Source organism: Pseudomonas sp. (assembly GCF_046581935.1).
In the GTDB taxonomy this organism is placed as follows: Bacteria; Pseudomonadota; Gammaproteobacteria; order Pseudomonadales; family Pseudomonadaceae; genus Aquipseudomonas.
This window is the reverse complement of sequence record NZ_JAYGFK010000001.1, coordinates 296959-320494: the sequence shown is the minus strand read 5'-3', so window position 1 is coordinate 320494 and position 23536 is coordinate 296959. Positions and strand designations below refer to the sequence as shown.

At 57.2% G+C, this 23536-nt stretch carries 19 protein-coding genes; 3 read left to right on the top strand and 16 right to left on the bottom strand.

Going from position 1 to position 23536, the window contains the following annotated elements; genetic code table 11:
- The first annotated feature begins 25 nt into the window (after positions 1-25).
- A complete protein-coding gene (gene argR, locus VCA57_RS01405; protein WP_411183165.1) occupies positions 26-1006 on the top strand; it encodes a transcriptional regulator ArgR in 981 nt (326 codons plus the stop codon).
- Between the two features lie 55 nt (positions 1007-1061).
- On the opposite strand, the gene VCA57_RS01400 is transcribed toward argR, so the two are convergent.
- The 8 genes from VCA57_RS01400 to puuE form a co-directional block, all read right to left on the bottom strand.
- Positions 1062-1898, bottom strand: a complete 837-nt coding sequence (locus VCA57_RS01400; protein WP_411183164.1) for an ion transporter — start codon at positions 1896-1898, stop codon at positions 1062-1064.
- A gap of 198 nt (positions 1899-2096) precedes the next feature.
- Complete coding sequence (locus tag VCA57_RS01395; protein WP_411183163.1) at positions 2097-2741, bottom strand: TetR/AcrR family transcriptional regulator; 645 nt, start codon at positions 2739-2741, stop codon at positions 2097-2099.
- A gap of 241 nt (positions 2742-2982) precedes the next feature.
- The gene (locus VCA57_RS01390) at positions 2983-4446 is read right to left on the bottom strand and encodes an NCS1 family nucleobase:cation symporter-1 (protein WP_411183162.1); all 1464 of its coding nucleotides are present in this window, start codon (positions 4444-4446) and stop codon (positions 2983-2985) included.
- A 652-nt stretch (positions 4447-5098) separates the two neighbouring features.
- On the bottom strand, positions 5099-6340 hold the full coding sequence (locus tag VCA57_RS01385) for a urate hydroxylase PuuD (RefSeq protein ID WP_411183161.1): 1242 nt from the start codon (positions 6338-6340) through the stop codon (positions 5099-5101).
- A 48-nt stretch (positions 6341-6388) separates the two neighbouring features.
- Positions 6389-6892, bottom strand: coding sequence for an ureidoglycolate lyase (locus tag VCA57_RS01380; RefSeq protein WP_411183160.1), 504 nt, complete (start codon positions 6890-6892; stop codon positions 6389-6391).
- 121 nt (positions 6893-7013) lie between these two features.
- Entirely contained in the window at positions 7014-8009 is a 996-nt protein-coding gene (gene alc, locus VCA57_RS01375; RefSeq protein ID WP_411183159.1) for an allantoicase, read from the bottom strand.
- Between the two features lie 46 nt (positions 8010-8055).
- Complete coding sequence (gene uraD, locus VCA57_RS01370) at positions 8056-8571, bottom strand: 2-oxo-4-hydroxy-4-carboxy-5-ureidoimidazoline decarboxylase (protein ID WP_411183158.1); 516 nt, start codon at positions 8569-8571, stop codon at positions 8056-8058.
- Complete coding sequence (puuE, locus tag VCA57_RS01365; protein ID WP_411183157.1) at positions 8568-9512, bottom strand: allantoinase PuuE; 945 nt, start codon at positions 9510-9512, stop codon at positions 8568-8570. The genes uraD and puuE overlap by 4 nt, the downstream gene beginning before the upstream one ends.
- A gap of 402 nt (positions 9513-9914) precedes the next feature.
- On the opposite strand from puuE, the gene uraH reads away from it, so the two are divergent.
- Positions 9915-10268, top strand: a complete 354-nt coding sequence (gene uraH / locus VCA57_RS01360) for a hydroxyisourate hydrolase (RefSeq protein ID WP_411183156.1) — start codon at positions 9915-9917, stop codon at positions 10266-10268.
- A gap of 135 nt (positions 10269-10403) precedes the next feature.
- Here uraH and VCA57_RS01355 read toward each other — a convergent pair whose 3' ends face one another.
- Entirely contained in the window at positions 10404-11030 is a 627-nt protein-coding gene (locus VCA57_RS01355; RefSeq protein ID WP_411183155.1) for a LysE family translocator, read from the bottom strand.
- Between the two features lie 441 nt (positions 11031-11471).
- Here VCA57_RS01355 and VCA57_RS01350 point away from each other — a divergent pair, with 441 nt between their 5' ends.
- The gene (locus VCA57_RS01350; protein ID WP_411183154.1) at positions 11472-12227 is read left to right on the top strand and encodes a GntR family transcriptional regulator; all 756 of its coding nucleotides are present in this window, start codon (positions 11472-11474) and stop codon (positions 12225-12227) included.
- Between the two features lie 64 nt (positions 12228-12291).
- Here VCA57_RS01350 and VCA57_RS01345 read toward each other — a convergent pair whose 3' ends face one another.
- The 7 genes from VCA57_RS01345 to hsdR form a co-directional block, all read right to left on the bottom strand.
- Positions 12292-13878 carry an ABC-F family ATPase gene (locus tag VCA57_RS01345; RefSeq protein ID WP_411183153.1) on the bottom strand — a complete coding sequence of 529 codons (1587 nt, stop codon included), beginning with the start codon at positions 13876-13878 and terminating at the stop codon, positions 12292-12294.
- 364 nt (positions 13879-14242) lie between these two features.
- Positions 14243-15031 carry a hypothetical protein gene (locus VCA57_RS01340; protein WP_411183152.1) on the bottom strand — a complete coding sequence of 263 codons (789 nt, stop codon included), beginning with the start codon at positions 15029-15031 and terminating at the stop codon, positions 14243-14245.
- A 43-nt stretch (positions 15032-15074) separates the two neighbouring features.
- Entirely contained in the window at positions 15075-16418 is a 1344-nt protein-coding gene (locus VCA57_RS01335; RefSeq protein ID WP_411183151.1) for a restriction endonuclease subunit S, read from the bottom strand.
- Positions 16415-17959, bottom strand: a complete 1545-nt coding sequence (locus tag VCA57_RS01330; protein WP_411183150.1) for an N-6 DNA methylase — start codon at positions 17957-17959, stop codon at positions 16415-16417. Before VCA57_RS01330 ends, VCA57_RS01335 begins: the two co-directional genes overlap by 4 nt.
- Positions 17960-18091: 132 nt before the next feature.
- On the bottom strand, positions 18092-18589 hold the full coding sequence (locus VCA57_RS01325) for a hypothetical protein (RefSeq protein WP_411183149.1): 498 nt from the start codon (positions 18587-18589) through the stop codon (positions 18092-18094).
- A gap of 32 nt (positions 18590-18621) precedes the next feature.
- A complete protein-coding gene (locus VCA57_RS01320) occupies positions 18622-19809 on the bottom strand; it encodes an AAA family ATPase (RefSeq protein ID WP_411183148.1) in 1188 nt (395 codons plus the stop codon).
- Positions 19810-19989: 180 nt separating this feature from the next.
- The gene (gene hsdR / locus VCA57_RS01315) at positions 19990-23466 is read right to left on the bottom strand and encodes a type I restriction-modification system endonuclease (protein ID WP_411183147.1); all 3477 of its coding nucleotides are present in this window, start codon (positions 23464-23466) and stop codon (positions 19990-19992) included.
- Positions 23467-23536 lie beyond the last annotated feature (70 nt).

The following is a 23536-nucleotide window of genomic DNA, read 5'->3' as shown; positions in this document are numbered from 1 at the left end:
GCCGTCAGAGCCTAAACTGCCCCCCATGAATGCCCACCGAATTGGCTTCCTGCTTTGGCCCTCCACCAAGCCCCTTACTCTGGCCTTGGCCGAGGAGGCGCTGCGTGTTGCCCAGCGCGTCCACCCCGAGGTGGTTTACGAACTGGTGTTTTTACAGGCCGAGGCGCCGCGTGAAGAGGCATGGCGACTGCCGGGGGAATCCTGGGTAGGCAAGCTTGAAGGCTGCCAGAAGCTGTTTCTTCTTGCGGACGAACCACCTGGGCCGATTCCGGCCGCTCTGTCTGGCGCGCTCAAACAACTGGTGCGTAACGGCTGCGTGATCGGGGCGATTGCTGCCGGCGTTTACCCGCTGGCGCAGTTAGGCCTGCTTGATGGCTACCGCGCTTCCGTGCACTGGCGTTGGCAGGATGATTTCAGTGAGCGCTTCCCCAAGGTGATCGCCACCAGTCATTTGTTCGATTGGGACCGTGATCGTCTGAGTGCCTGTGGCGGCATGGCGGTGCTTGATCTGTTGCTGGCCTTGCTGGCCCGTGATCATGGTGCTGAGCTGGCCGGTGCGGTCAGTGAGGAGTTGGTGGTCGAGCGCATCCGCGAAGGCGGCGAGCGCCAGCGTATTCCATTGCAGAATCGTTTGGGTTCCAGTCATCCCAAGCTGACCCAAGCTGTGCTGTTGATGGAAGCCAATATCGAAGAGCCACTGACCACCGACGAAATTGCCCAGCATGTGTGCGTGTCGCGCCGTCAACTGGAGCGCATCTTCAAGCAATACCTCAACCGCGTACCCAGCCAGTATTACCTAGAGCTACGCCTGAACAAGGCGCGTCAGCTGTTGATGCAAACCAGCAAATCGATCATCCAGATTGGCTTGTCCTGCGGCTTCTCTTCCGGCCCGCACTTCTCCAGCGCCTACCGCAACTTCTTTGGCGCAACCCCGCGCGAAGACCGCAACCAGCGCCGCAGTAACAGCCCGTTTGAGCTGACGTCCAGTCCGGCCGAGCGCGGTTGATATCGCGATTAAAAGCCGCAGCTAACTGCGGCTTTTTTATCTCCAGCCTATGGCTTTACGGCGACTCGCTCTGCCTTGGGAACAGCGGGTTGCCACAGCGTGAGCAGAATCCCGCGCCATATTCGTGGGTGTCTTTCGCGCAGCTTGGGCAGTCATGGTTCAGTTGGTCACCGCCGCGCATGGCATTGGCCAGTTCAGCAGTGAAGATGCCGGTAGGGACGGCGATGATTGAGTAACCGGTGATCATCACCAGGGTCGATAGCGCCTGGCCCAATGGCGTTTTCGGCACGATATCGCCAAAGCCAACCGTGGTCAGGGTCACCACAGCCCAGTAAATGCCCTTGGGGATACTGGTAAAGCCGTGCTGCGGGCCTTCAATCACGTACATCAGTGTGCCGAACACGGTTACCAGGGTGGCGATGCAGGCGAAGAACACGATGATTTTTTGCTTGCTGCCCCGCAGCGCAGTCAGCAGGAAGTTGGCCTGGCGTAGGTAGGGACTCAGTTTCAGTACGCGGAACACCCGCAGCATGCGGATCACCCGAATGATCAACAGGTATTGGGCGTCGCCATAGAACAGCGCCAGGATGCCCGGCAGGATCGCCAGCAAGTCAATCAGACCGAAGAAGCTGAAGGCGTAGCGCAGAGGCTTTGGCGAGCAGTACAGGCGCACCACGTATTCGACGGCGAACAGCGCGGTAAAGGCCCATTCAATGCCGGCCATTAGCCCTGCGTACTGGCTGTGAATGCTGTCGATGCTATCCAGCATCACCACTACTAAGCTGGCCAGGATGCACAGCAACAAGTAGCGGTCGAAGCGCTGTCCGGCAGGGGTATCTGTGTGAAAAATAATGCTGTTTAACTGCTGGCGCAGATTCTGCGGCGTGTTCATGGTGCTCCCGTTGTTGCCTATACGGTGCTCGCTTATCGCGCGAGCTGCCTGGCAGCCTAGGGAGTTTTTGCCTGACGATGCAAGCCTTAGCGTTGCTGAGTGCTAGGCAGGTGTGGCTGAGAGAGGCTCAGAACGGTAGCAGAGCAGCACCGAATTCAGACCGCGTGCTGTCTCTATGCAGTGATCAAACGGTCAGGTTTATGCGTTGGTGACTTCTTCGGAGCTGCTGGGCTGGGTTTCATCGATCTCGCAGCCTTTGATTACCAGGCGAATGATGGTCTGCGTGGCCGCCTCGTAATCGCTTTCGTCGAGGCTGGCTTTGCCCGTGACGGTGGATATTTGCCAGTCGAAATCCGCGTAGGTTTGCGTGGCTGCCCAGATGCTGAACAGCAGGTGGTGCGGGTCAACCTTGGCCATCAGGCCTTGGTCGATCCAACCTTGGATGCAGGAGATATTGTGTTTGGCCTGGGCATTCAGTTGCGCGACTTGCTCGGTGGATAGGTGTGGCGCGCCATGCATGATTTCACTGGCAAATACCTTGGAGGCCGAGGGCAGCTCGCGAGAAATGCGGATCTTCGAGCGGATATAGGCACGCAGTACCTCGGCAGGTTTGCCCGGCTGGTTGAAGGGTGCTGAGGCATTCAACAGTGGTTCGATAATGCTTTCCAGCACTTCGCGGTAGAGGTTGTCTTTGGACTTGAAGTAGTAGTAAACGTTGGGCTTGGGTACCCCAGCCTTGGCGGCGATATCGCTGGTTTTACTGGCAGCAAAACCTTTGTCGGCGAACTCCTCACTGGCCGCGCGCAAAATCAGCTCTTTGTTGCGCTCGCGAATACTGGTCATAAGTCTCTTGGCTTTTCGGTCGCCCTGGCTGGGCAGCGGCGGGCATGGTAGCACCCGCTTCGCGCGCGTCTCAAGGCTTGCAGGGCGTGCTTTGCGGGGCTATCTGACTTTTCAGTCAAGTGCATTCAGCGCGTTTAAAAACCTAGCGCTAGGAGCCTGTCAGGCTTGACCGTGCGTAGCGAGGTAAAGTCTGGATCGAGCCTGGATGCCGAGCTTCGATGCCGGCATCCAGGCTGCAGGCTTAGTTCAAGGAGCTGCCTAGGACTTTCACAGCGCAGTGTTTGCGCATTAACACGTAGTGGAACAACGCACCGAGCAGCGCGCCGAAGAGCCAGGAGTAACCGGATAGCTGGTTAAGGCCAGGTGTCCATACCGAAGCGACCGAGAAGACCGATGCCACGCCGAAGGCGATCATGGCCTTACGGTTCCAGCCGCCATTGTAGTAATAGCTCGAGCTGTCTTCAGCGCTGAACAAATCCTGCAGGTTCAGGTGCTGCTTGCGTATCAGGTAGTAGTCCGCGACGAGAATGCCGTACAGCGGTGCCAGCACCGCGCCCAGGGTGTCGACGAAGGCGGCGATACCAACGTTGCTGATAAATGACACCCACAGCGCGCCAATAAAAAAGGCGATGGCCGCAGTAATAAAGCCGCCGGTACGCGCGCTGATATGTGCCGGTGCCAAATTGGCGATGTCGTAGGCCGGCGGGATGAAGTTGGCGACTAGGTTAATGCCGACTGTGGCGGCAAAGAAGGTCAGTGCCGCGATGATGGTTAGGGTCAGGTTGTCTACTCGGGCGACGATATCGGTCGGGTTAGTGAGCGTCTCGCCAAACACCACCACCGTGCCAGCGGTGATCACCAGGGCGATCAGCGAGAAAATCGCCAAACTCACCGGCAGTCCGAGAAAGTTGCCGACGGTCATTTGTTTTTCGCTTTTGACGAAGCGCGCGAAGTCGCCGTAGTTGATCACCACGGCGGCGAAGTAGGCGACCATGGTGCCCACCACGGCGACAAAGGCGGCAACCGGCCCAGCAGCATATTCGCCGGTGCCACGGAAGATCTCGCCCAGTTCGCTGAGCAGGCTGGGGCCGGCCTTGTACCAGATCATCAGCATCAGCGCGATCATCACCAGGTAGACCAATGGGCCGGCCCAGTTGAGGAATTTGGTAATCCAGTCGATCCCGCGGATAAACAGACCGACCTGAAATACGCAGACGATCACATAAGACACCCAACCGATGGTGGTCATGCCTAAAAAGGTCGCGCTTGAGGTGCTGTCGAACAGCGAGTTAAGCAGCAAGGCCACAGCGGTTGAGGCGAAGTAGGTTTGCACGCCGTACCAGAAGATCGCGACGATGCCGCGCACCACGGCCGGGAAGTTGGCACCGCGTACGCCCATGCTGGCGCGGGCCATAACGGGGAAGGGGATGCCGTACTTAACGCTGGGTTTGCCGGTCAGCTGCACCAGGCCCATCACGATGAACCCCGCCAGAACGATACCAGCCAGCACTGCCCAGCCGTTCAGGCCGTAAGAGATAAACAGGGTGGCGGCCAGGGTGTAGCCGAACAAGCTTTGGATGTCATTGGACCAGACGTTGAAAATCTCAAACCAGCCCCATTTGCGCTTTTCCAGCGGGAGCGGGGCCAGGTCCTCGTTGTACAGCGAGGTATCAATTTGTTTGATGCGAAAGTCATCTGTGGGCATGAGCCGCTCCTCGAATTTTGTTATGTGCGTCTGTGCAGGCGCCTATCTGAGCAGGGGTAAGCACTATCCATTCCGCTTTCGACTGTTTTTATGCTGATTGCCGAAAAATTTGTAGAACAGACTGAGTACAGCGCAGTTGTACATATGAAATACGATTTAGAACACTATATTTTGGATATTTGTGTACAAAAAATCGTATTTTTGAGTTCTATATTCCTACCGTGCCGTTAATTTATTGCTGGCAATCATCGTTTGGTTGATTGCAATGGGTGGCTTTCTGCCTGGCTCAGCAGAACAAACCTATTTTTTGCGCCAGAACGGTGCGTCAAGTTAAGGCCTGCATTTATACCGCCCAGTCATGCCATCGGCTGAGCCACTGAGCCACTGAGCCACTGAGCGCTGCGATGCCGAAGACGTTGTGCGGCATGTTCAATGATTAGGTTTTCGCTGGGCAGACCCGATTTGCCTGCATGCCGGCTGGAGTCTCCACGCGATGAGTGGCGCGCTGTTTGCGCGATTCGACATAAACGTCGCATGTGATCGTTGATGACTAGCGACTATCGAGGGACGTTGCGTTGTGTAGGCGGGAGTTGAGCGTGGGATGTCTGAGGTTACAAGCAGATAGCGCCCCCGAAGGGGCGATATCGAGTGATCAATTGAGTGGTGCGCCTTGCTCAATCCATGAACCGATCAGGTTGCGTTCTTCTTGAGTCATTTGGGTGATGTTGCCCAACGGCATGATCTGCGATGCCACGCTCTGGGCGTGTATTTTCGCGGCCTGTGCCTTGATCTGCTCTGGGGTGTCGAGCATCAAACCGGCAGGTGCAGCAGTGAACATCGGGCTGCTTGGGGTGGCCGAGTGGCACACGCTGCAACGCTGATGAATCACGCTGTAAACCTGAGCAAAGCCACCTGCGGCGGGTGCAACCTCAGCACTGCTGGTTTGAGGGCTACTGGTGCTTTGTGGTGAGGTGTTTTGCGGTTGTGGCGCAGCTGTTTTCAGCTCTGGGCTTGTGACGAAGGCCAGGCAAATCATCCCCAAGGCGGCGGCGGGCAGGGTCCAAACGTACTTGCTGCTGTTATGCCGGGTATTGAAGTAATGGCGCACCAATACCGCGATGACGGCGATGCCGGCCAGAATCAACCAGTTGTATGGGCTGCCATAGGTGCTCGGGAAGTGGTTGCTGATCATGATGAACAGCACCGGCAGGGTGAAGTAGTTGTTGTGGCGTGAGCGCAGCAGGCCTTTGGCCGGCAGGCTGGGGTCTGGCGTGGTGTTGGTTTCGATGGCTTTAACCAGCGCACGCTGGGCCGGCATGATGGTGAAGAACACGTTGCCGACCATGATGGTGCCGATAATTGCACCAACATGCAGGTAGGCGGCGCGACCGCTGAAAATCAGGCTGAAGCCATACGCGGCGGCAATGAGCAGAACAAACAGCACGACACCGAGCAGGGCGGGGCGTTTACCCAGGACCGAGTCACAGAGCAGGTGATAGACCGCGTAGCCTACGGCCAGTGAACCGAAGCCGATGGCAATTGCGCTGGCCGGGGGCATATCACTACCGGGGGCAATCAGGTACAGGCTCGGGTTGAGGTAGTAGACCACCATCAGCAGGGCCACACCGGATAACCAAGTGAAGTAGGCTTCCCACTTAAACCAGTGCAGGTTCTCCGGCATTTTTGCAGGAGCCAATTTGTACTTTTCCAGGTGGTAAATGCCGCCGCCGTGGATCGCCCAGAGGTCGCCGGACAAGCCTTCGCGCGGATTGGCGCGGTTGAGGTTGTTTTCCAGCCAGACGAAATAGAAGGATGCGCCGATCCAGGCGATGCCGGTGATCATGTGCACCCAGCGCACACTCAGGTTCAGCCACTCAGTTAAATGTGCTTCCACAATAGAACCTCTTTCCCAGTGCCGGCACGCCGGTCCTCTGTACTTCTCTCATTGGTGGGGCGCGAGCAGCAGTTGCTCCTCGGCGCTAAAGAAATGCTCATCGCAGTTGTTACCGGAACCGCTGCGATCAACCACCAGGAAGTCATCCCGCTTTTCGATCGTTAGCACTGGGTGGTGCCAAACGCCGCGATGGTAATTGATGCCCTGCCTGCCATTACTGCGGAAGGCACGGACTAACGCTGACTCAGGTGCATCGCCATGTGGCGCGACCACAATCAGAAAAGGTTTGCCGAGCAGCGGAATAAACGCCTGGCTGCCCTGCGGGTGGCGCTCCAACATGCCAATGGTCAGCGGCATATCCAGAGCCTCAGCCCTGAAAATGCTGATGATCGCCTTATCCTCTGGCTGCGCAGTCTCAACGGTGGCCAGTTTGTGATAGCGGCGAGTGGAACCATTGTTGATCATGAAGTATTCGCTGCCATCGGTTTCGATAACGTCACCAAAAGGGGCGAAAGCTTCTTTGCTCAGCGGCTCAATGATCAATGTGCGCATCTTGGTCTTCTGTGTTTAAGTTCGGTTGCTTGTGCGTTTGTTTGGGAGGGGGCTGCATGCCGCTTTAGCCGCGAGCGTTAAGCAACATCGCGGCTAAAGCCTCTCCTACAAGTTATCAGTGTTACTTGGCGACTTTACCGAACAGGCGCAGGCGACTGACACCGCCATCCGGGAACACGTTGAGTCTTACGTGAGTGATTGGCCCAAGCTGTTTGATCTGCTCGCTGTACTCGTGCTCGGCGTGCATTTGCAGTTTTTGGCTTGGCAACAGTTCACGCCAAAACAGGCTCTGGGTTTCGATCTGGCTGTCGGTGCCACCTTTGACGAAAGCGGCTTGGATCGAGCAGCTGTCGGGGTAGTTGCCCTTGAAGTGCAGGGTGTCGACGACGATCCGTTCGATTTCACCCGGATGACCAAGGGCGACGATCACCCAGTCATTGCCCGGCGTACGACGTCGCGCAGTTTCCCAGCCGTCGCCCATGTTAACGCCACGGCCAGGGTTGAGGATATTGCTCATACGGCCGAAGTGCTCATCCGAGCAGGCCAGTGCGCGGCCACCATTGAGCGCCGAACCCAGGTCGATTTCTTCATGCTCAGCCACGCTAGACCAGTCGCGGAACGGCACGCCGTACACCCGCAAGCGCGCTACACCGCCGTCCGGGTAGATGTTGAAGCGCAGGTGGGTAAAGGCTTGGCTGTTGTTGATTTCATGGTAGTGATGGCTGTTGCCTTGCAGCTCAACTGCGCCCAGCACTTCGCTCCACTCGGTGGCGTCGGTCGGATCGCCTGCGCTGACAAAGCAACCTTCCAGAGAGGCTGATGGCGGGAAGTTGCCGGTAAAGAAGCTGGTATCGATGTCCACACCCTTGATCGAGCCGGCAACGCCCAAACGGATCACGGCGCTGTCGTAGCCTTCAAAACGCTTGCGGCGCGACTCCCAGCCATCCATCCACTTGCCGTTATCATCGAAAACCCCTTCTTTCCATACAGCAGGGGTTGGCTGAAACAGGCGGTTAACGTCGGCGAACCAGTCGTCAGTAACCGAAATAGCTTGGGTGCCGAGGCGGGCGTCGGCCAGGTTGACGTATTTTTCGAAGGGTACGGCGTAAGCTTTCATGTCGTATCTGCCTTAGTTGATGGCGAAGGGGTGCTGGGCTTGCGGCTTAAAGCTGCTGCAGGCGAAACAGCGCAATTTTGTTGATCTCGGCCAGGGCGCAGGCGAACTCCTGCTCTGGGGCGTGGTGAATGCGCGCTTCAAAGGCCGCCAGGATCTGATGCCGGTTGCTGCCTTTCACCGCCATGATGAAAGGGAAACCAAACTTGGCCTTGTAGGCAGCGTTAAGTTCGGTGAAGCGGGCGAACTCTTCGGCGGTGCATGCATGAATGCCTGCACCGGCTTGCTCCGAGGTGCTGGAGGCGGTCAGCTCGCCCTGGATTGCGGCCTTGCCGGCCAGGTCCGGGTGAGCGTTGATCAGCGCCAACTGGCTATCGTGATCAGCGTTAAGCAGCAGATCAGCCATGCGCTGGTGCAGGCCGTCGATGTCATCAATGCTCTGGTCCTGGCCGAGATCGAAGGCCTTCTCGGCAATCCAGGGCGAGTGCTCATAAATATCGGCGAAGGCCGCGACGAACGCCTCACGGCTAACAAGTGATGGCGTCAGGGTTTGAAAGCGGCTCATTTTGCGCGCTCCTGGGCCTGCTGCTCCTGCAGTGGGTGGGTGGTGTACCAGTGTTGGGCAATGTCGACCCGGCGGGCGCACCAGACTTTTTCGTGGCCCTGCACATAGTCCAGAAAGCGCGCCAGGGCCGCCAAGCGGGCAGGCCGGCCGAGCAGGCGGCAGTGCATGCCAATCGAGAGCATCTTCGGCGCGCCGGCCACGCCTTCGGCGTAGAGCACATCGAAGGCGTCCTTCAGGTACTCAAAAAAGTCATCGCCCTTATTGAAGCCCTGCACCTGGGTGAAGCGCATGTCATTGGTATCCAGGGTATAGGGAATTACCAAGTGCGGTTTGGCCGCCGTGCTGGCCGGGTCCCAGTAGGGCAGGTCGTCGTCGTAGGTGTCGCTGTCATAGAGGAAGCCACCTTCCTCGCGTACCAGGCGTCGGGTGTTGGGGCCGGTACGCCCGGTGTACCAGCCCTGCGGACGTTGCCCGGTTAGCTCGGTGAGGATGCGGATGGCGTCAAGCATATGGGCGCGCTCTTGCGCTTCATCCATGTACTGATAGTCGATCCAGCGATAGCCATGGCTGCAAATTTCATGACCGGCCGCGACCATTGCCTTGATCACATCCGGATGGCGCTGCGCAGCCATTGCCACAGCAAAAATGGTCAGCGGGATATTGTGCTTCTGGAACAGCCTGAGCAGGCGCCAGACGCCGGCGCGACTGCCGTATTCGTAAAGCGACTCCATGCTCATGTTGCGTGCGCCTTGCAGCGGCTGCGCAGACACCATCTCAGAGAGGAATGCCTCGGACTCTTTGTCGCCATGCAGGATGTTACGTTCGCCGCCTTCCTCATAGTTGAGGACAAATGACAGGGCGATACGCGCCTCATTCGGCCAGTGCGGGTGAGGCGGGTTGTTGGCGTAACCAATCAGGTCGCGTGGGTAGTCAGCGCTCACTGCTGTATTCCTTATTGCTGTTTGCGGCGGTCATTGGGCGTGCGCAGGTGCTGTATATGTCTTGATGGTGAATTGTATACAAAGTGATTTGCGCATTGTAAATCTAAAATCTGCTTATTTTTCCTGGCGCTTGTGTGTTTCTGGTGCTGCTATGTGCGTAGTTTTGCCAGAAACCAGTGCGCACAAGCATCTAAGAGCGTTTTATTGCTTTATTAAGGTGCGCTTTAAGTAATTAATATTTTGATTATTGTGCACAGTTTTTTATCGAAGTGTCTCGGTCTGTGCATTTAGCATACTATGCTAGCGCTCATTCAAGACGTTAGCCCGATGAGCCTGCCAAGCCCAATAAATCAGAGGAGGCGTGGCATCTGTGTTGGTTATTTACGCAGGTGCCCATAAGCAATGGGACGATTGACCACGCACGTATTAGACGCTGCCCATGGCTGCCCAGGCAGCGCGTTAAAAGTCGAACTGTATCGCGTTGATGGGGCTCAGCTTGTGCTGCTCAACAGCGTTGTCACCAACCATGACGGCCGTTGTGCTGCGCCGGTTTTACAAGGTGATGATTATCGCAGTGGCGTTTATCAGCTGCATTTCCATGCTGGTGATTACTATCGCGCGCGCGGCGTCGCGTTGCCGGAACCGGCGTTTCTCGATGTGGTGGTGCTGCGTTTTGGGATTGATGCTGAGCAGGAGCATTACCACGTCCCGCTGCTGATTTCCCCGTACAGCTATTCCACCTACCGCGGTAGCTGAAGCAAGTTCTTGCCTCTGCGCAACTTGATTGCATGGCTAGCCGCATACAGACAGTCCTGCAATCCACTCTTATTCATCGCGCGTTCGACAAAGCGCTCAAGCTACCGGCGAAGGGGGCTTGAGCGCTTGGTATTGCTAGCGGCTGAGCAATGACGCAGCCCCAGCACCGCCAAACAGGGTAGCGCTAATACGGTTGAACCACACCTGGCCTTTGCCTGAGCGCAAGTAGCGCGCCGCGCCTTGAGCGCTGAGGCCATAGAACAGCTTGCAGGTTAGGTCGAGTACGGCCCAAGTGGCGATCATCACGAGTAGCTGGCCAAGCATGGGCCGTTCGGCGCTGATGAACTGCGGTAGAAAAGCTGCAAAAAACAGAATGTCTTTGGGGTTGCTGGCTCCCAAGCCAAAGGCCTTCCAAAACATGCTGCGAAAGCTTGGGTTAAGTGCTGCTAGTTCTTGCGTCACGGGTTTGGCTGCTTGGCGGGAGGCTTGCCAGCTTTGCCAGGCGAGGTAGAACAGGTACAGCGCGCCGATAAGTTTCAGCAGGCTAAACAGCTGCTCCGAGGCCAGTAGCAATGCCCCAAGCCCCAGCGCCGAGGCACTCAACAAGCAGATTGAAGCTGATACGCCGCCGATAAAGGCCGGGGCCGAGCGGCGCAGGCCGTAATTCAGGCTATTGCTGACCATCAACAGTGACAGTGGCCCTGGTATCAGAATCACAACCAGTGCAGCGCTTGCGAACAGCAGCCAGGTTTCCAGGCTCATTACCTATTCTCCAAGGGGGCCAAAGCTCAGTGCTCATGCCGAGGCTTCAGCTTGCGTGAGGGTGTGCTTGTTGTTTTGCAGCACAACGAGCGATGGTCAGAAATGCGACTAGGATTGTCCTGGGCATTGTATACAAAAATAGTATTTGTTTGTCTGCTGCCATCTGGCCCTGCTTATTTGCTGTACAAAGCGGGAATAGCTTGTGAGGGTGCTAGGGTTTTAACGCCGGTGGCGACGTGCAGACAGTCTGCTCATCTGTCCTGGCATGCAGTGTTTTGCGGGTATTGTTGAGCGCTGCTGAATAGGTATGGTTTGGTTGTTTTGTGTACAATGCCGGGCTTTTTATTTGTGAGTTATTACTGCTTTCCTGCTTGCCATAGGGTGTGTAAACGGCAGTAAAGTTGCATCCGTAACCGACGAACCTTGATCACGCGAGCCACAATGAACGAACAATTGCAGCCCTTAAAGAAGCAGACGCGCGCCGGCAAGGGCACTCGAAGTGGAACCCAGGATGATGTCGTTTACGCGCATATCTTCGACGCCATTCTTGAGCAACGCTTAGCGCCTGGCACCAAGCTCAGTGAAGAGGCGCTCGGTGAGATCTTTGGCGTCAGCCGCACCATTATTCGTCGTGCTTTATCACGCCTGGCCCACGAAGGTGTGGTGCTGCTAAGGCCTAATCGCGGCGCGGTAGTGGCCAGCCCTGGAGCGGAAGAAGCGCGGCAGATTTTCTATGTGCGGCGCATGATCGAGCGGGCGATAACCGAGTTGGCCTGCAAAAATGCCAAGCCTGAACAGATTGCCGCGCTGCGCCAGATGGTCATTGATGAGCGCGATTGCTTTGCCCGTGGTGATCGCGGCATGGGCATTCGCCTCTCCGGTGAGTTCCACCTCAAGTTGGCCGAGGCTGCCGGTAACCTGACGCTGCTGGGCTTTCTGCGCAGCCTGATTTCCCAAACATCACTGATCATCGCGCTGTATGAAAGCAAGAGCCGTACGCACTGCTCGGATGCCGAACACGACCTGGTGATCGATGCGATTGAGGCCGGCAATGTTGATGCTGCGGTAGAGCTGATGATGCGCCACATGGATAGCGTCGACGCCAAGCTCAACCTGGATGGCGAAGCTGCATCTGGCGACCTGCACGCGGTGTTTTCGCACTTGCTGCCGAGCAAGAAGAAATCAGCAGCCCGCTAATTAACCCAGAAGATAAAACAAAAATCCCGCTCATTGAGCGGGATTTTTTGTTGCCTAATGGCGCTTAAACGATCACACCCTGGCTGCGCAGGTAGTCATCGTAGGTGCCGCTGAAGTCGGTGATGCCGTTGGCCGACAACTCGATGATACGCGTGGCCAGGGAGCCAACGAATTCACGGTCGTGACTGACGAAGATCAGCGTGCCTGGGTAGTTTTCCAGCGCCAGGTTGAGCGCCTCGATGGACTCCATGTCCAAGTGGTTGGTCGGTTCGTCCATCACCAGCACGTTAGGCTTTTGCAGGATCAGCTTGCCGAACAGCATGCGGCCTTGCTCACCACCGGAGATCACCTTCACCGATTTGAGAATTTCGTCGTTGCTGAACAGCATGCGCCCCAGCGTGCCGCGAATCATCTGCTCGCCGGTGGTCCACTGGCCCATCCAGTCGAACAGGCTAACGTCGTCTTCGAAATCGTGAGCATGGTCTTGGGCGTAATAGCCCAGCTCGGCGCTGTCGGTCCATTTCACGTTACCGGCATCCGGCGTCAGTTCGCCGACCAGGGTGCGCAGCAGGGTGGTTTTACCGATACCGTTCGGGCCGATAATCGCCACGCGCTCGCCGGCTTCAACCTGGAAGCTGAAGTTCTTGAACAGCTCTTTACCGTCAAAACCTTTGGCCAGTTTGTCGATCATCACCGCCTGGCGGTGCAGCTTTTTGTTCTGCTCGAAACGAATGAACGGGCTGACACGGCTGGACGGCTTGACCTCGGCCAGCTGGATTTTGTCGATCTGCTTGGCGCGCGACGAGGCCTGCTTGGATTTCGAAGCGTTGGCCGAGAAGCGGCTAACAAAGCTTTGCAGCTCAGAGATTTGCGCTTTCTTCTTGGCGTTGTCTGAGAGCAGTTGCTCGCGTGACTGAGTAGCCGCCGTCATGTACTCGTCGTAGTTGCCGGGGAACAGGCGCAACTCGCCGTAATCCAGGTCAGCCATGTGGGTGCACACGCTGTTGAGGAAGTGACGGTCGTGAGAAATGATGATCATGGTGCTGTTACGCGTGGTCAGAATCGTTTCCAGCCAGCGGATGGTGTTGATATCCAGGTGGTTGGTTGGTTCATCGAGCAGCAGCACGTCCGGATCGGAGAACAGCGCCTGAGCCAGCAGCACGCGCAGTTTCCAGCCTGGAGCCACTTCACTCATCGGGCCGAAGTGCTGTTCCAGCGGAATACCCAGGCCGAGCAGCAGCTCGCCAGCGCGGGACTCAGCGGTGTAGCCGTCCATCTCGGCGAATTCACCTTCAAGCTCGCCGACCTTCATGCCGTCTTCTTCGCTCATTTCCGCCAGCGAGTAGATGCGGTCGCGCTCGGCTTTGACCTTCCACAGCTCTTCGTGGCCCATGATCACGGTGTCGATCACGCTGAAGTTTTCGTAAGCAAACTGGTCCTGGCGCAGCTTACCCAGGCGCACATTGGGCTCCAGCATCACCTGGCCACCGGACGGCTCCAGATCATCACCGAGAATTTTCATAAAGGTCGACTTGCCACAGCCGTTGGCCCCGATCAGGCCGTAACGGTTGCCGCCGCCAAATTTGACGGAAACGTTCTCGAACAGCGGCTTAGCGCCGAATTGCATGGTGATGTTGGCGGTGGAGATCACGAATCTTGGTCCAGTTGAGCGGGCGCACGGGCGCGAAAGGGGCGCGATTGTAGCGGTTTATGGCCATAAAAGGCAGCAGATGGGACAAGCGGGGTGGCATTCAATGGGTTTATTGGCGTGCAGTGGTTGCGCGCCCTTAGCCCGGCCGAGCCTGTTAATGCAGTTGAGGGCAGGCTGTGGCACTGGTTTAAGTGCCACAAGGTGAGGCGGGGCGATTATTCGCGGCTGCGCTGTTGCGGCGCGCACGGGGCAATTGCCGCAGCCCCGGCCATAGGTGTAACCGTGTTCGGGGCGGGGCGTGTGGGGCGGTCAGCGTGATGGGTATCGCTACGCTCCACCCATCCTACGGCTACGGCAGGCTCGGTCAGCGTGCGGCGGTGACGTCATTGAACTTGATTACCCGCTCATGGTTATCCAGGCCATTAAGTACCAGCTTGACCGAGGGGATGGTGCTCAGGTCGTTGCGCGTTTGCTTGAAGATTAAGGTCACCTTGGTGTTGAGGTTACGCACCAGCTCGATAGAGCCGTACTTCAGCTCCTCATTACCCACTAAGGTTTTTTCCAATCGCAGGTTGTTGCCGTCCTGTTCGAACACTGCACTTACGCTGCGCACCTGAACTTCGCGGTCTTTGTTGGTGCTGTTGAACTCAAATACGCAAGAAGGTGTTTGGGCGATGAAGTTGCAGTTGACCAGGCTGATACGCACGTTATTGACCATTTCCATGCGCTTACCAAAGAGTGTTGGGCTGTCGTTTTCTACGATGCGGTCCTGGGCTTTGGCAAATTCGAACGACGGTTTTGCGTATTCCATACCAATGACGAAGAAGCCGGCTGACAGCCCTGCAGCCAATATGAAGTTGACCAGGCGGCGGGGAAAAGTTGGCAGGCGCAAGGCAAAGATGGCGATCATCATGGCCATCATAAAAACGAAGGCCGCGAAAAAAGACAGAAAGTTTTTCCAGTTCACGACACCCAGCCCGAAAATCGATGGGTCCGGGAATACATAGGTCACGATTGCCCAGCAAATGCCAATCACGCTGGATAAGGCTCCGGTCATCCAGGCTATTAGTTTTGCGGGCGTATTTTTGATCTTGGCGTCCATATTCACTTTTTCATATCCAGTTGTTGGCTGAGTGTTGGGGTAAGTGGGCATCTTCTGCGCCCTTGTGGGTTGCGGGTTTGTTGTGGTTTAGGGGTTATGCGCTCTTTCTGCCGCGCTTGGCTTTGGGTGCGGCGGCGCGTTGGGCTTGGATGCGTTCCAGCAGCACGCTGGCCGGTTCGTCGTTGGGGTCTTGCGGTACCAGTTCGCCACGGAAGGCTTTGGCCAGGATGCTTTGGGTCAGGTGGTCGATGCGGCTTTTGGCTGAGGCGACTTTGACTTCCAGTTGATCTGCAAAGGCGAAGAGTTGTTCGACGCGGCGGACGATTTCGGTTTGCTCTTCGATTGAGGGCAAGCCAAGCCTGAAATCAGCCAGCTTTTTTGCGTTGATGTTTGACTGGCTGACGCCATCAGTCTTGACCTGCCAGCAGTAGTCCCTACCTTGCGGGCTGTTCAAGCAGTAGTTCAGAAAATCAGGAGAAAGATGCTCGGAACACCTGATGCGAATCAGGTATCCGGCATAAATCGCAGGTTGCTCCCCTTTGTAAATTGCCGTCTTTCCAACCAGTTCCGGGCTGTTCGTCCTGTTGAAAAGCACGTCTCCCGATTTGAGCGCGTATTTCTCAATTTCCTTTTGGTCAGAAGAGAAAACTAGATCGTCCCAAACAAGGCGGCCGCCTTGGATGTTCCCCATTCGCAAGACCGGTATGTTACCAGTTGGCTGTGACTTGGCAGAGCTGCCATATGAGAAGTCACGGGCGACTTCACCGAGGCGGACTGCAGGCCATGCAAAGTCTTCAGAGCACTCTACCGAGAGTCCTATGCCAATCTGCGCTCGCCACCCCCCTGTCAACCGCCCAGAAACCGCTGCGGCGAGGACGGATTGGCGGAAGCGTTTGAGCAGGGCGGGGATGGCGTCGATGCGGGCTTTGAGGGTGTCGACCTGGGCCAGCAGTTCATCAAGTTTTTGGGCGATGCGGGTTTGTTCGGCGAGTGGCGGCAGCGGGATTGGAGCAGTCGAAAAGATGCCCTTGTTAACAATTGAAATCGTGGTCGCTGACGACTCACTCTCAAGCCAAGGCTTCAGCGTTTTGCAGTAGTGAAAGATGTATGTGGGATCAACGCCTTGATCTGGGACTACCGCGTTGATTTGCTGGTTCGAAGCCGACAGCTTAGTTGTAATCCCCACCTTGCCAAGGTTCCCAATACAGGTAACCACAATACTGTCTGGTGGCAGAGCTGGCACCTCAGCCAGCCCATCATCTGTCAAATACACTTCGGTTGAGATCACTGGGCCGCTGTGATCAAGGTCACCCGGCTTGATGAAGGGTATTTCCCCGCCATAAAAGCGCGGCTCTTTGGTGCTTGGCGTCTTCCCCGTAACGATGTGGCCAATATCTGACAATTGACAGACAACCCACCCACTCGGCAACTCACTCATTCCCCATTCCCCTCAACCACCGCCAACCCCATAACTTCCGCCATCAACTGCTTCTGCGCCGCCACTTCATCCCCAGCCCCCAGCGCTTTCATCAGTTCTTCCAGCTCATGCAGGGCTTCGGTCAGTTCGGCCATGGCTTCGCCGGCCAGCACTTCCGGCGCTGGTAAGTCGGCGGCGTCGAGGCTGTCGGCATCTTTTAGCCAGCTGATATCCAGCGAGTCGCCGCGTTCTTTGATTTGTTCGCGGGTAAATACGCGGAAGCGGCTAAGTTCGCCGATGCCTTCGACATTCTCGGCGCGTGGGCTGTTGCCGTTGGCGTCCGCGCCATAGGCATCCTCAAAGGGTTTCAGGTGGTTTGCGCCGAAAGGTGTGCGTTTGCCGAAGCTGGGCATATTGCTGCGCAGGTCATACACCCACACGCGCTGGGTGCAGCCGTGTTCCTGGCGTGGGTTGGCGGCGGTGCCTTTTTGGAAGAACAGCACGTTGGTCTTTACGCCCTGGGCGTAAAAGATGCCGGTGGGCAGGCGCAGGAGGGTGTGCAGGTTGCATTTGTCGAGCAGGTCGCGGCGCACGTCGGTGCCGACTCCGGCCTCGAACAGCACGTTGTCGGGCAATACCACGGCGGCGCGGCCACCGGGTTTTAGGCCACGGTAAATGTGTTGCAAGAAGGCCAGTTGCTTGTTGCTGGTTTTAAACGTGAGGTCATCACGGGTGGGGCCGCCGCCGCCTTTGGCGGTGCCGAACGGCGGGTTGGAGAGAATCACGTCAACTTTGGGTAGGTTCGCGCCGGTTTGGCCGAGGGCGTTGCCGAGGTGTACCACGCCTTCTTCGTCACCCTCCATGCCGTGCAGCAGGGTGTTCATCAACGCCAAGCGGCGGGTGCCGGGCACTAGCTCGACGCCAACAAAGGCGCGGTTACGTTGGAAGGTTTGCGCCTTGGCGTCGAGGTCGTAGTGATCATCGGTGTGGCGCTTGATGTAGGCATCGGCGGCAATCAAAAAACCGGCGGTGCCGGCGGCCGGGTCCTGAATGGTTTCACCGGGCTGCGGTTTGAGGCAGTTGATGATGCTGTCGATCAGCGGGCGCGGGGTGAAGTATTGGCCGGCACCGGATTTGGTTTCGCTGGCGTTCTTTTCCAGCAGGCCTTCGTAGAGGTCGCCGAGGCCATCCTGACGGGCGCTGAACCAGTCGATGCCGTCCAGGCTTTTGATCAGTTGCTCCAGGTGGCGCGGCTCTTTTAGGCGAGTTTGCGCATCGGCATAAATGGCGGCGATCAACGGGTCGGTGTTTTTGCCGAGGTCGAGCAGCATTTGCCGGTAGTGATCCAGCAGGTTAAGCCCGGATTTACCGGCCAAATCCGGCCAGCGCGCACCCTCGGGCAGCTTGTGGGCGAAGCTGGCGTTGTTCTGTACCTGCTCGTATTCCATCTTGATAAACAGCAGCAGCACCAACTCGGTGACGTAGTCGCTGTAGTTGATGCCGTCGTCGCGCAGCACGTCGCAGAGGTTCCAGAGCTTCTGGACAATATCGGAGTTGGTCATGGGGCTTCCTACCAGAAATAAAAAACCCGCACGATTTGTGCGTGGCTGCCGGGGCAGTCAGAGGCATGGCGGGTATGTGGTTGCCGAGGGTAGTGGTCAAGGCGGGGCTTTTCAAGGATGGCCATGCGCGCCTTAGTTACAAGCGGGGGGCTGTAATGCTTCGCGTACCTGAGTGACGGCGACATTTCGTCCGGCATCCAGTATCTGCCGGGTGAAGAGGGTTGCGTAGGCGAAGGCGTCAGTGTGTCTGCCATCCAACCGAGGATGTAGGCGAGCCTTGAGCTGTTGGCTGTTTTCGTGTTGACCCACTGGCTCGCCCAACGTATCGAGCAAGGCACCTTCAAGGCATTGTGGCTGCCAAAGAATGATTGCATAGCCCTCTTTGGCGGCGCGTTTGTAGTCAGCCTCGTTAGGTGGCAGGTCGGCATCGAGCAGGAACAGGCGTCGGTCATAGTCTTTGCCCTGGTACTTGCGAATGGCGTGGGTGATGACGTTGCCCGGTGAGCCGCCATCACCTGCTTCGACCTTGATGCTCATGCCACTGTCGCGCGGGCAGTAGAGCTGTTTCATGAGGGTTATGAAGGCTCGGTCATCCGCACCTTCACCCACCACCAGAAGTGTGCTGCGCATGAGGTTGCGCGGTCCTTTGCGCACTGCTCGCTTCATAGATCCGGCACCCCGCCGAGGGCACCCGCCATGTATTTGGCATAGAGGTTGTCGTCGGCTCGTAGGCCCTGAACTTCATCCAGTCGCCAGGCTTCGGAGCACTGGTCACGCTTTTCACAGAGATAGACCTGATGCTTCTGCAGATGGTTGAGCAACTCCGGTGTATGGCAGGTGAAGATCAACTGGGCCTGATGCGGATTGCTGTGCTCGAAACGGAACCAGTCGAGAATGCGTGGCATCAGGTGCGGGTGCAGGTCGTTGTCGATTTCATCGATAACGGCGATACCGCCAAACTCCAGCGCGTGCAGGACTTTTCCCAGCAGCACGAAAGCGGACTGCGTACCGCTGGATTCGTCGAAGAAGTTCAACTCGAACTCTTGGCCAGCGTTGTTGCGGTGCAGTCCGAAGGGTTCATGCAGCGTACTGGCGCTGCCATCTTCACGGGTGATTACGCGTTGACGAATGGCGATGTCGCTCAGGCCAAGGTCAAACTCGCGCATGGCTTCCACCATACGCGCCTTGAGCTGCGGCGCTTGCTCATAATCCCTTGCCGCAACAAACACCTCCCCATGCTGGAAATGGCTACGGCCCATGGCATTGACGTTGCTGGTCACCCGCTCGAAATACTCGATGAAAGGCCTGGCTTCGCGAATATCGTAGCTGTGTGCGGCGGCAAGCAGCGACGCGTTAGCACGAATGCTTTCGGCCTGGGCCTTGGGGAAGGGAAAGCCTTTTTGTTTGAAGCTGAAGCCATCACCATTCCGCTCGCGACGGAACAAATAACTGAACTGGCTGCTGGTTCGTTGTTGCAGGACTTCTCGGAGCACCAGCCCTGACTGAAGGGCGAGCTGGTAGCGATGTTCGATGCCGCCCAGCAGGAAGTCGACTTCAATGCGTGTCTCTTCAGCGGCGTGCAGGCGATGGGGTCGGTAAAAAATCGCGCTGTCTGGGGCGTTTTCCAGAAACGAATCACAGACAAACCAGCTGAGAAACGCCAACGGCTTGATGAGCTGCGTCTTGCCTGAGCCATTGGCCCCGACCACCGCTATGACTTTGTTCAGGCGGTTGCCATCGGCTAGATCGATGTCGAAGCCGGAGGGCGTGGGTTTTTTGCCGAGGGTGAAGTCGACTTCGGTTTCGCCAACAAAGCTGTAGAAGTTCGAGATACGGATGGATTTGATCATATTCTTTAACTTCTAACGAAATTTTGTTGATTCTTGTCTTTTGTTAGGCCTGATGCAAGGTGTTATTTGCCGTCTTCTCATGTTTGAGAGATGGCGTTCGGCTCGACGGTTTGTTAGCGACTGTCCTCTGTCCTAGGACAGAGGACAGTCGAAGTGGCACCCGCTGGGTTGCTTTAGCGCTTAACTCGCAGCCGACCAGAGGTTGTTATTCAAGGCTTCCAATACCTGACCCAGGTTCCCGCCCAGGTTGCGATCCAGGCTTTTCATGCCGCCGTCATTGCGGAAGGCGTCGTTGAGTTGTTGCGTATCGATCACCACTTCATGCACCAACTGCTTGGCCAAGCGCTCTAGCCAGCGGCGCTGCACGGTCGTCCAGGGTTGCAGGGCGTAGATCGTTTGCATGGCGTGGGCCACGCGTTGGTCGAACGGTTGCAGGGCTTCACCAATAGCGGCTCGGCGGATGTAGCCGATGATGCTGGCGGCAATTTCCTGGTTGGTCTGGTTGCGCCAGGCGCTTTTCAGGTTGGCTTCACTAAAGCCGTGTTGGTCGAGCAGTAGGCGTACTTCGCGCAGTTGCTCGCGGGTGAGGTCTTTGGGGCGATTGACCACTACGCCAAGGGCGGCTGACTGGTTGAGCTGCTGGCGAATAAAGTCGTTGAAGCTCTCCAGGTAGTCAGCGGGTTTCTGGTTTTGTCCGTAGTTCTGTTCGCGCACCACCAATTCGTCGCTGTGGGTGGCGATTACCGGGTAGTTCTCCGAGCCGAGTAGGGCGCTGACGGCGGCAAGCTGGTTGAGCAGTTGGCTGTGTTGGCGGACGAAGTTGGCGGCTTGCTGTGGGCCGAGTGCGTGCAGGTGTTTGTGCAGTTGGGCCGGCTCAACGCCCCACACGTCTTGCAGTTCATCGAGCTTTTTCTTCAGCGTGGGTTTGTCCTCGGCCTTGTGCTGGGCTTTGCGCAGAATACGCATAACGCGCTGGCTCAGTTGGTCGAGCACGTCATGGGCGTGGCTGCTGTCGTCCTGGCTGCCGGGTGCGTCATGGCTGGCTCCGTTGGTGAGTTCGCTGACCAGTTGCTCCAGGCTGATGTTGGGGTTCTTCACCAGGGGCTTCATGGTGTCGACCGCTTCTAGGCTGGCATAGAGGTCGACGGGGTCGTAGATGCGGAATACGGTTTTGCCAATGTCATCGCAGCGACGGGTGGCGCGGCCTTTCATCTGCTCGTAGAGGATGCGCGAGCGCACACGGCGCATAAACACCAGGTTGCAGATTCTCGGCACGTCGATGCCGGTGGTGAGCAGGTCGACGGTGATGGCGATAGTGGGGTTGGGTTCGTTCTTGTAGCGGCGAATCAGTTGCTCAACTTTATCGCTCTGACCGGTGATGATTTGCACGGCGGCTTGGTTGTATTGCTCGCCGTAAGCGGCTTTAAAAGCGTCATCGAGCAAGTTTTTTACGCGAACGGCATGGGCCTGGTTGACGCAGAAGATCATGGCCTTTTCATCACCGAACGGGTCCAGCTCTTTAGCCAGTTCGTCACAGATGACTTTGTCGAAGGCCGGCGTAATGACACGGCGGTTGAACGATTCAATGTTGAAGGTGAGTTCGTCTTCCAGTTCGGTTACGTCGACTTCGCCTGTCTGTGTGTTGATGACGCTGACCGACTCGCCTTTCTCAAAATGGATGCCGTGTTGGCTGAGCTGGGTTTCATAACGAATTGGCGGTTCGTGATCCACCAGCCAATCGTCGGCCACGGCTTCGCGGTAGCTGTAGATGAATACGGGTTTGCCGAAAATTTCGCTGGTGTGTTTGGCCGGGGTGGCGGTGAGGCCGATACGGCAGGCATCGAAGTGGTCCAGTACGCGGCGGTATTGCGAGAGGTATTGGTTGTGGTCGCGTACGGTCAGCTCACCTTCGGTCATCTCTTGGTCGAGGGTATAACCGCGGTGGGCTTCATCGACGATGATGCAGTCGAACTCGCCCACGGGCAGTGGGTTGTCTGAGCGGAAGATGCGGCTAACCATGGCCTGCACGGTGGCCACTTGCACACGGGTTTGCGCCTCGGCCGCCATGTCGCCGAGCTCTTTGATGTTGTAGATCTGCGCCAGGCTTTGGTTTTGCTCAAGGGTGGTGTCATTGAATGCGTCGATGGCTTGTTGGCCAAGGGCGCTACGGTCGACCAGAAAGAGGATGCGCTTGAAGCGTTCGGCTTTCAGGAAGCGGTACATCAAGCCAATGATGGTGCGTGTTTTACCGGTGCCGGTGGCCATGGCCAGTAGGCAATCGCGTTGGTTGTTGGCCAGGGCCAGCTCCACGGCGCGGATGGCGTTCTCCTGATAATCACGCAGCTTGAGGTAGGTGAAACCTTCGTCCTTGAGCTTGGCTTCTGCATCGGCGCGGCTGCGTTTGAGGAGGTCTAACAGGGCATCCGGTTTGTGAAAGCTGTGCAGCGGTCGACGCGTATTGGCCGGGCTGCGTAGGTCTCGGAACCAGGTGCCGGACTGTTCGGCGAGCTGCTTGATAAAGGGCCGGCCGTTGCAGGCAAAGGCAAAGGGCACACGGAAGTGGCCGCCCTGGCCATCAGGCCAGGACTGCTCCTGACCGGCTAGCAGCCCGGGTTGTTGGTGTTCGGCACTTAGCTGGAACTCGCGGGCGTAGCGCTCAGCTTGAGGGATGCGGTCAGCAATGTTGATCCGTTTGCGCTTGGCTTCGACGATGGCGATAGGCATCAGGCCGGCGAACAGCACGTAGTCGGCGCAGGCTTTGGGGCTGCTGGTGGGCCATTCGGCGATGGCCTTGTTCTTACCTTTCTGCGGGCGCGCACCTTTGCTGTAAGTGAGGTCGAGGGAGTCAGCTTCCCAGCCAGCCTCAAGCAACTGCTGATCAATCAGAATGCGCGTTAGATCTTCCGATAGGTCGAAGCTGCTGGTGGCCTGCATGGTGCGATGCATGACTTGCTGAGTAGCCTGGGGCTGGGTCAACAACTGGAGCTGCAAAGCCTTGATGCGTTGTTCGTGTTCGCGGCGAAGCGTGCTCAGAGCCGCTTCATGTTCGCTAGCCAGTTGTTTGTGAGTGCGGGATTCGATATCCATCTGTTCGGCGAGTACCGCGTATTCCTCGGCCTCTCGCTTGTGCAGTTCGGCAAGCTGCTGGTTGCTCTCCAATTGCTGGCTGGATTCGCTGAGCTGCGCCTTGAGCTGTTCGATCTGGTTTTGCAGATCGCGCAGCGGGGCGCTGGGGTCGGCAGGCGTGACAAAGGGGCCCGGTTTGAAACTGCTGCCGGCCTTGGCAACGGACTGGTGAAACCAGATGGCCAGAGCTCGCGCGACCTTCAAACCATCCATGGCCTCACGGTGTTGGGTGCGGAATTGGTGGGTGGCCTTGTTACCCTCGATGCGCAGGGTGTGGAACAGGCTGCGGATGTTCTGATCCAGCTGAATCTCGCGGCTGAGCTTGTAGAGCAGGTCTGACTGGGTGGTGTTGGCATCGAACTCGATACCGGCACGGCTGGCCAAATCCTGGGCCAGGGCTTCACCCAGTTGGCGCAGTTTGATCAGGGTGGTGTTGGGATCGCTGGGGAAGACCTGCTCGGCTGTGCTCGCCAGTTGCAGGAAGATGGGATCGTGCTCCTGGAGAAATGCGAAGTTACTGCTGACTGCCATGGTCGATCCCTTGAATGCCCATCCTTTGATTACGCCTGATTAATCGTTGTGGCGCATAAGTCGGCAGAGC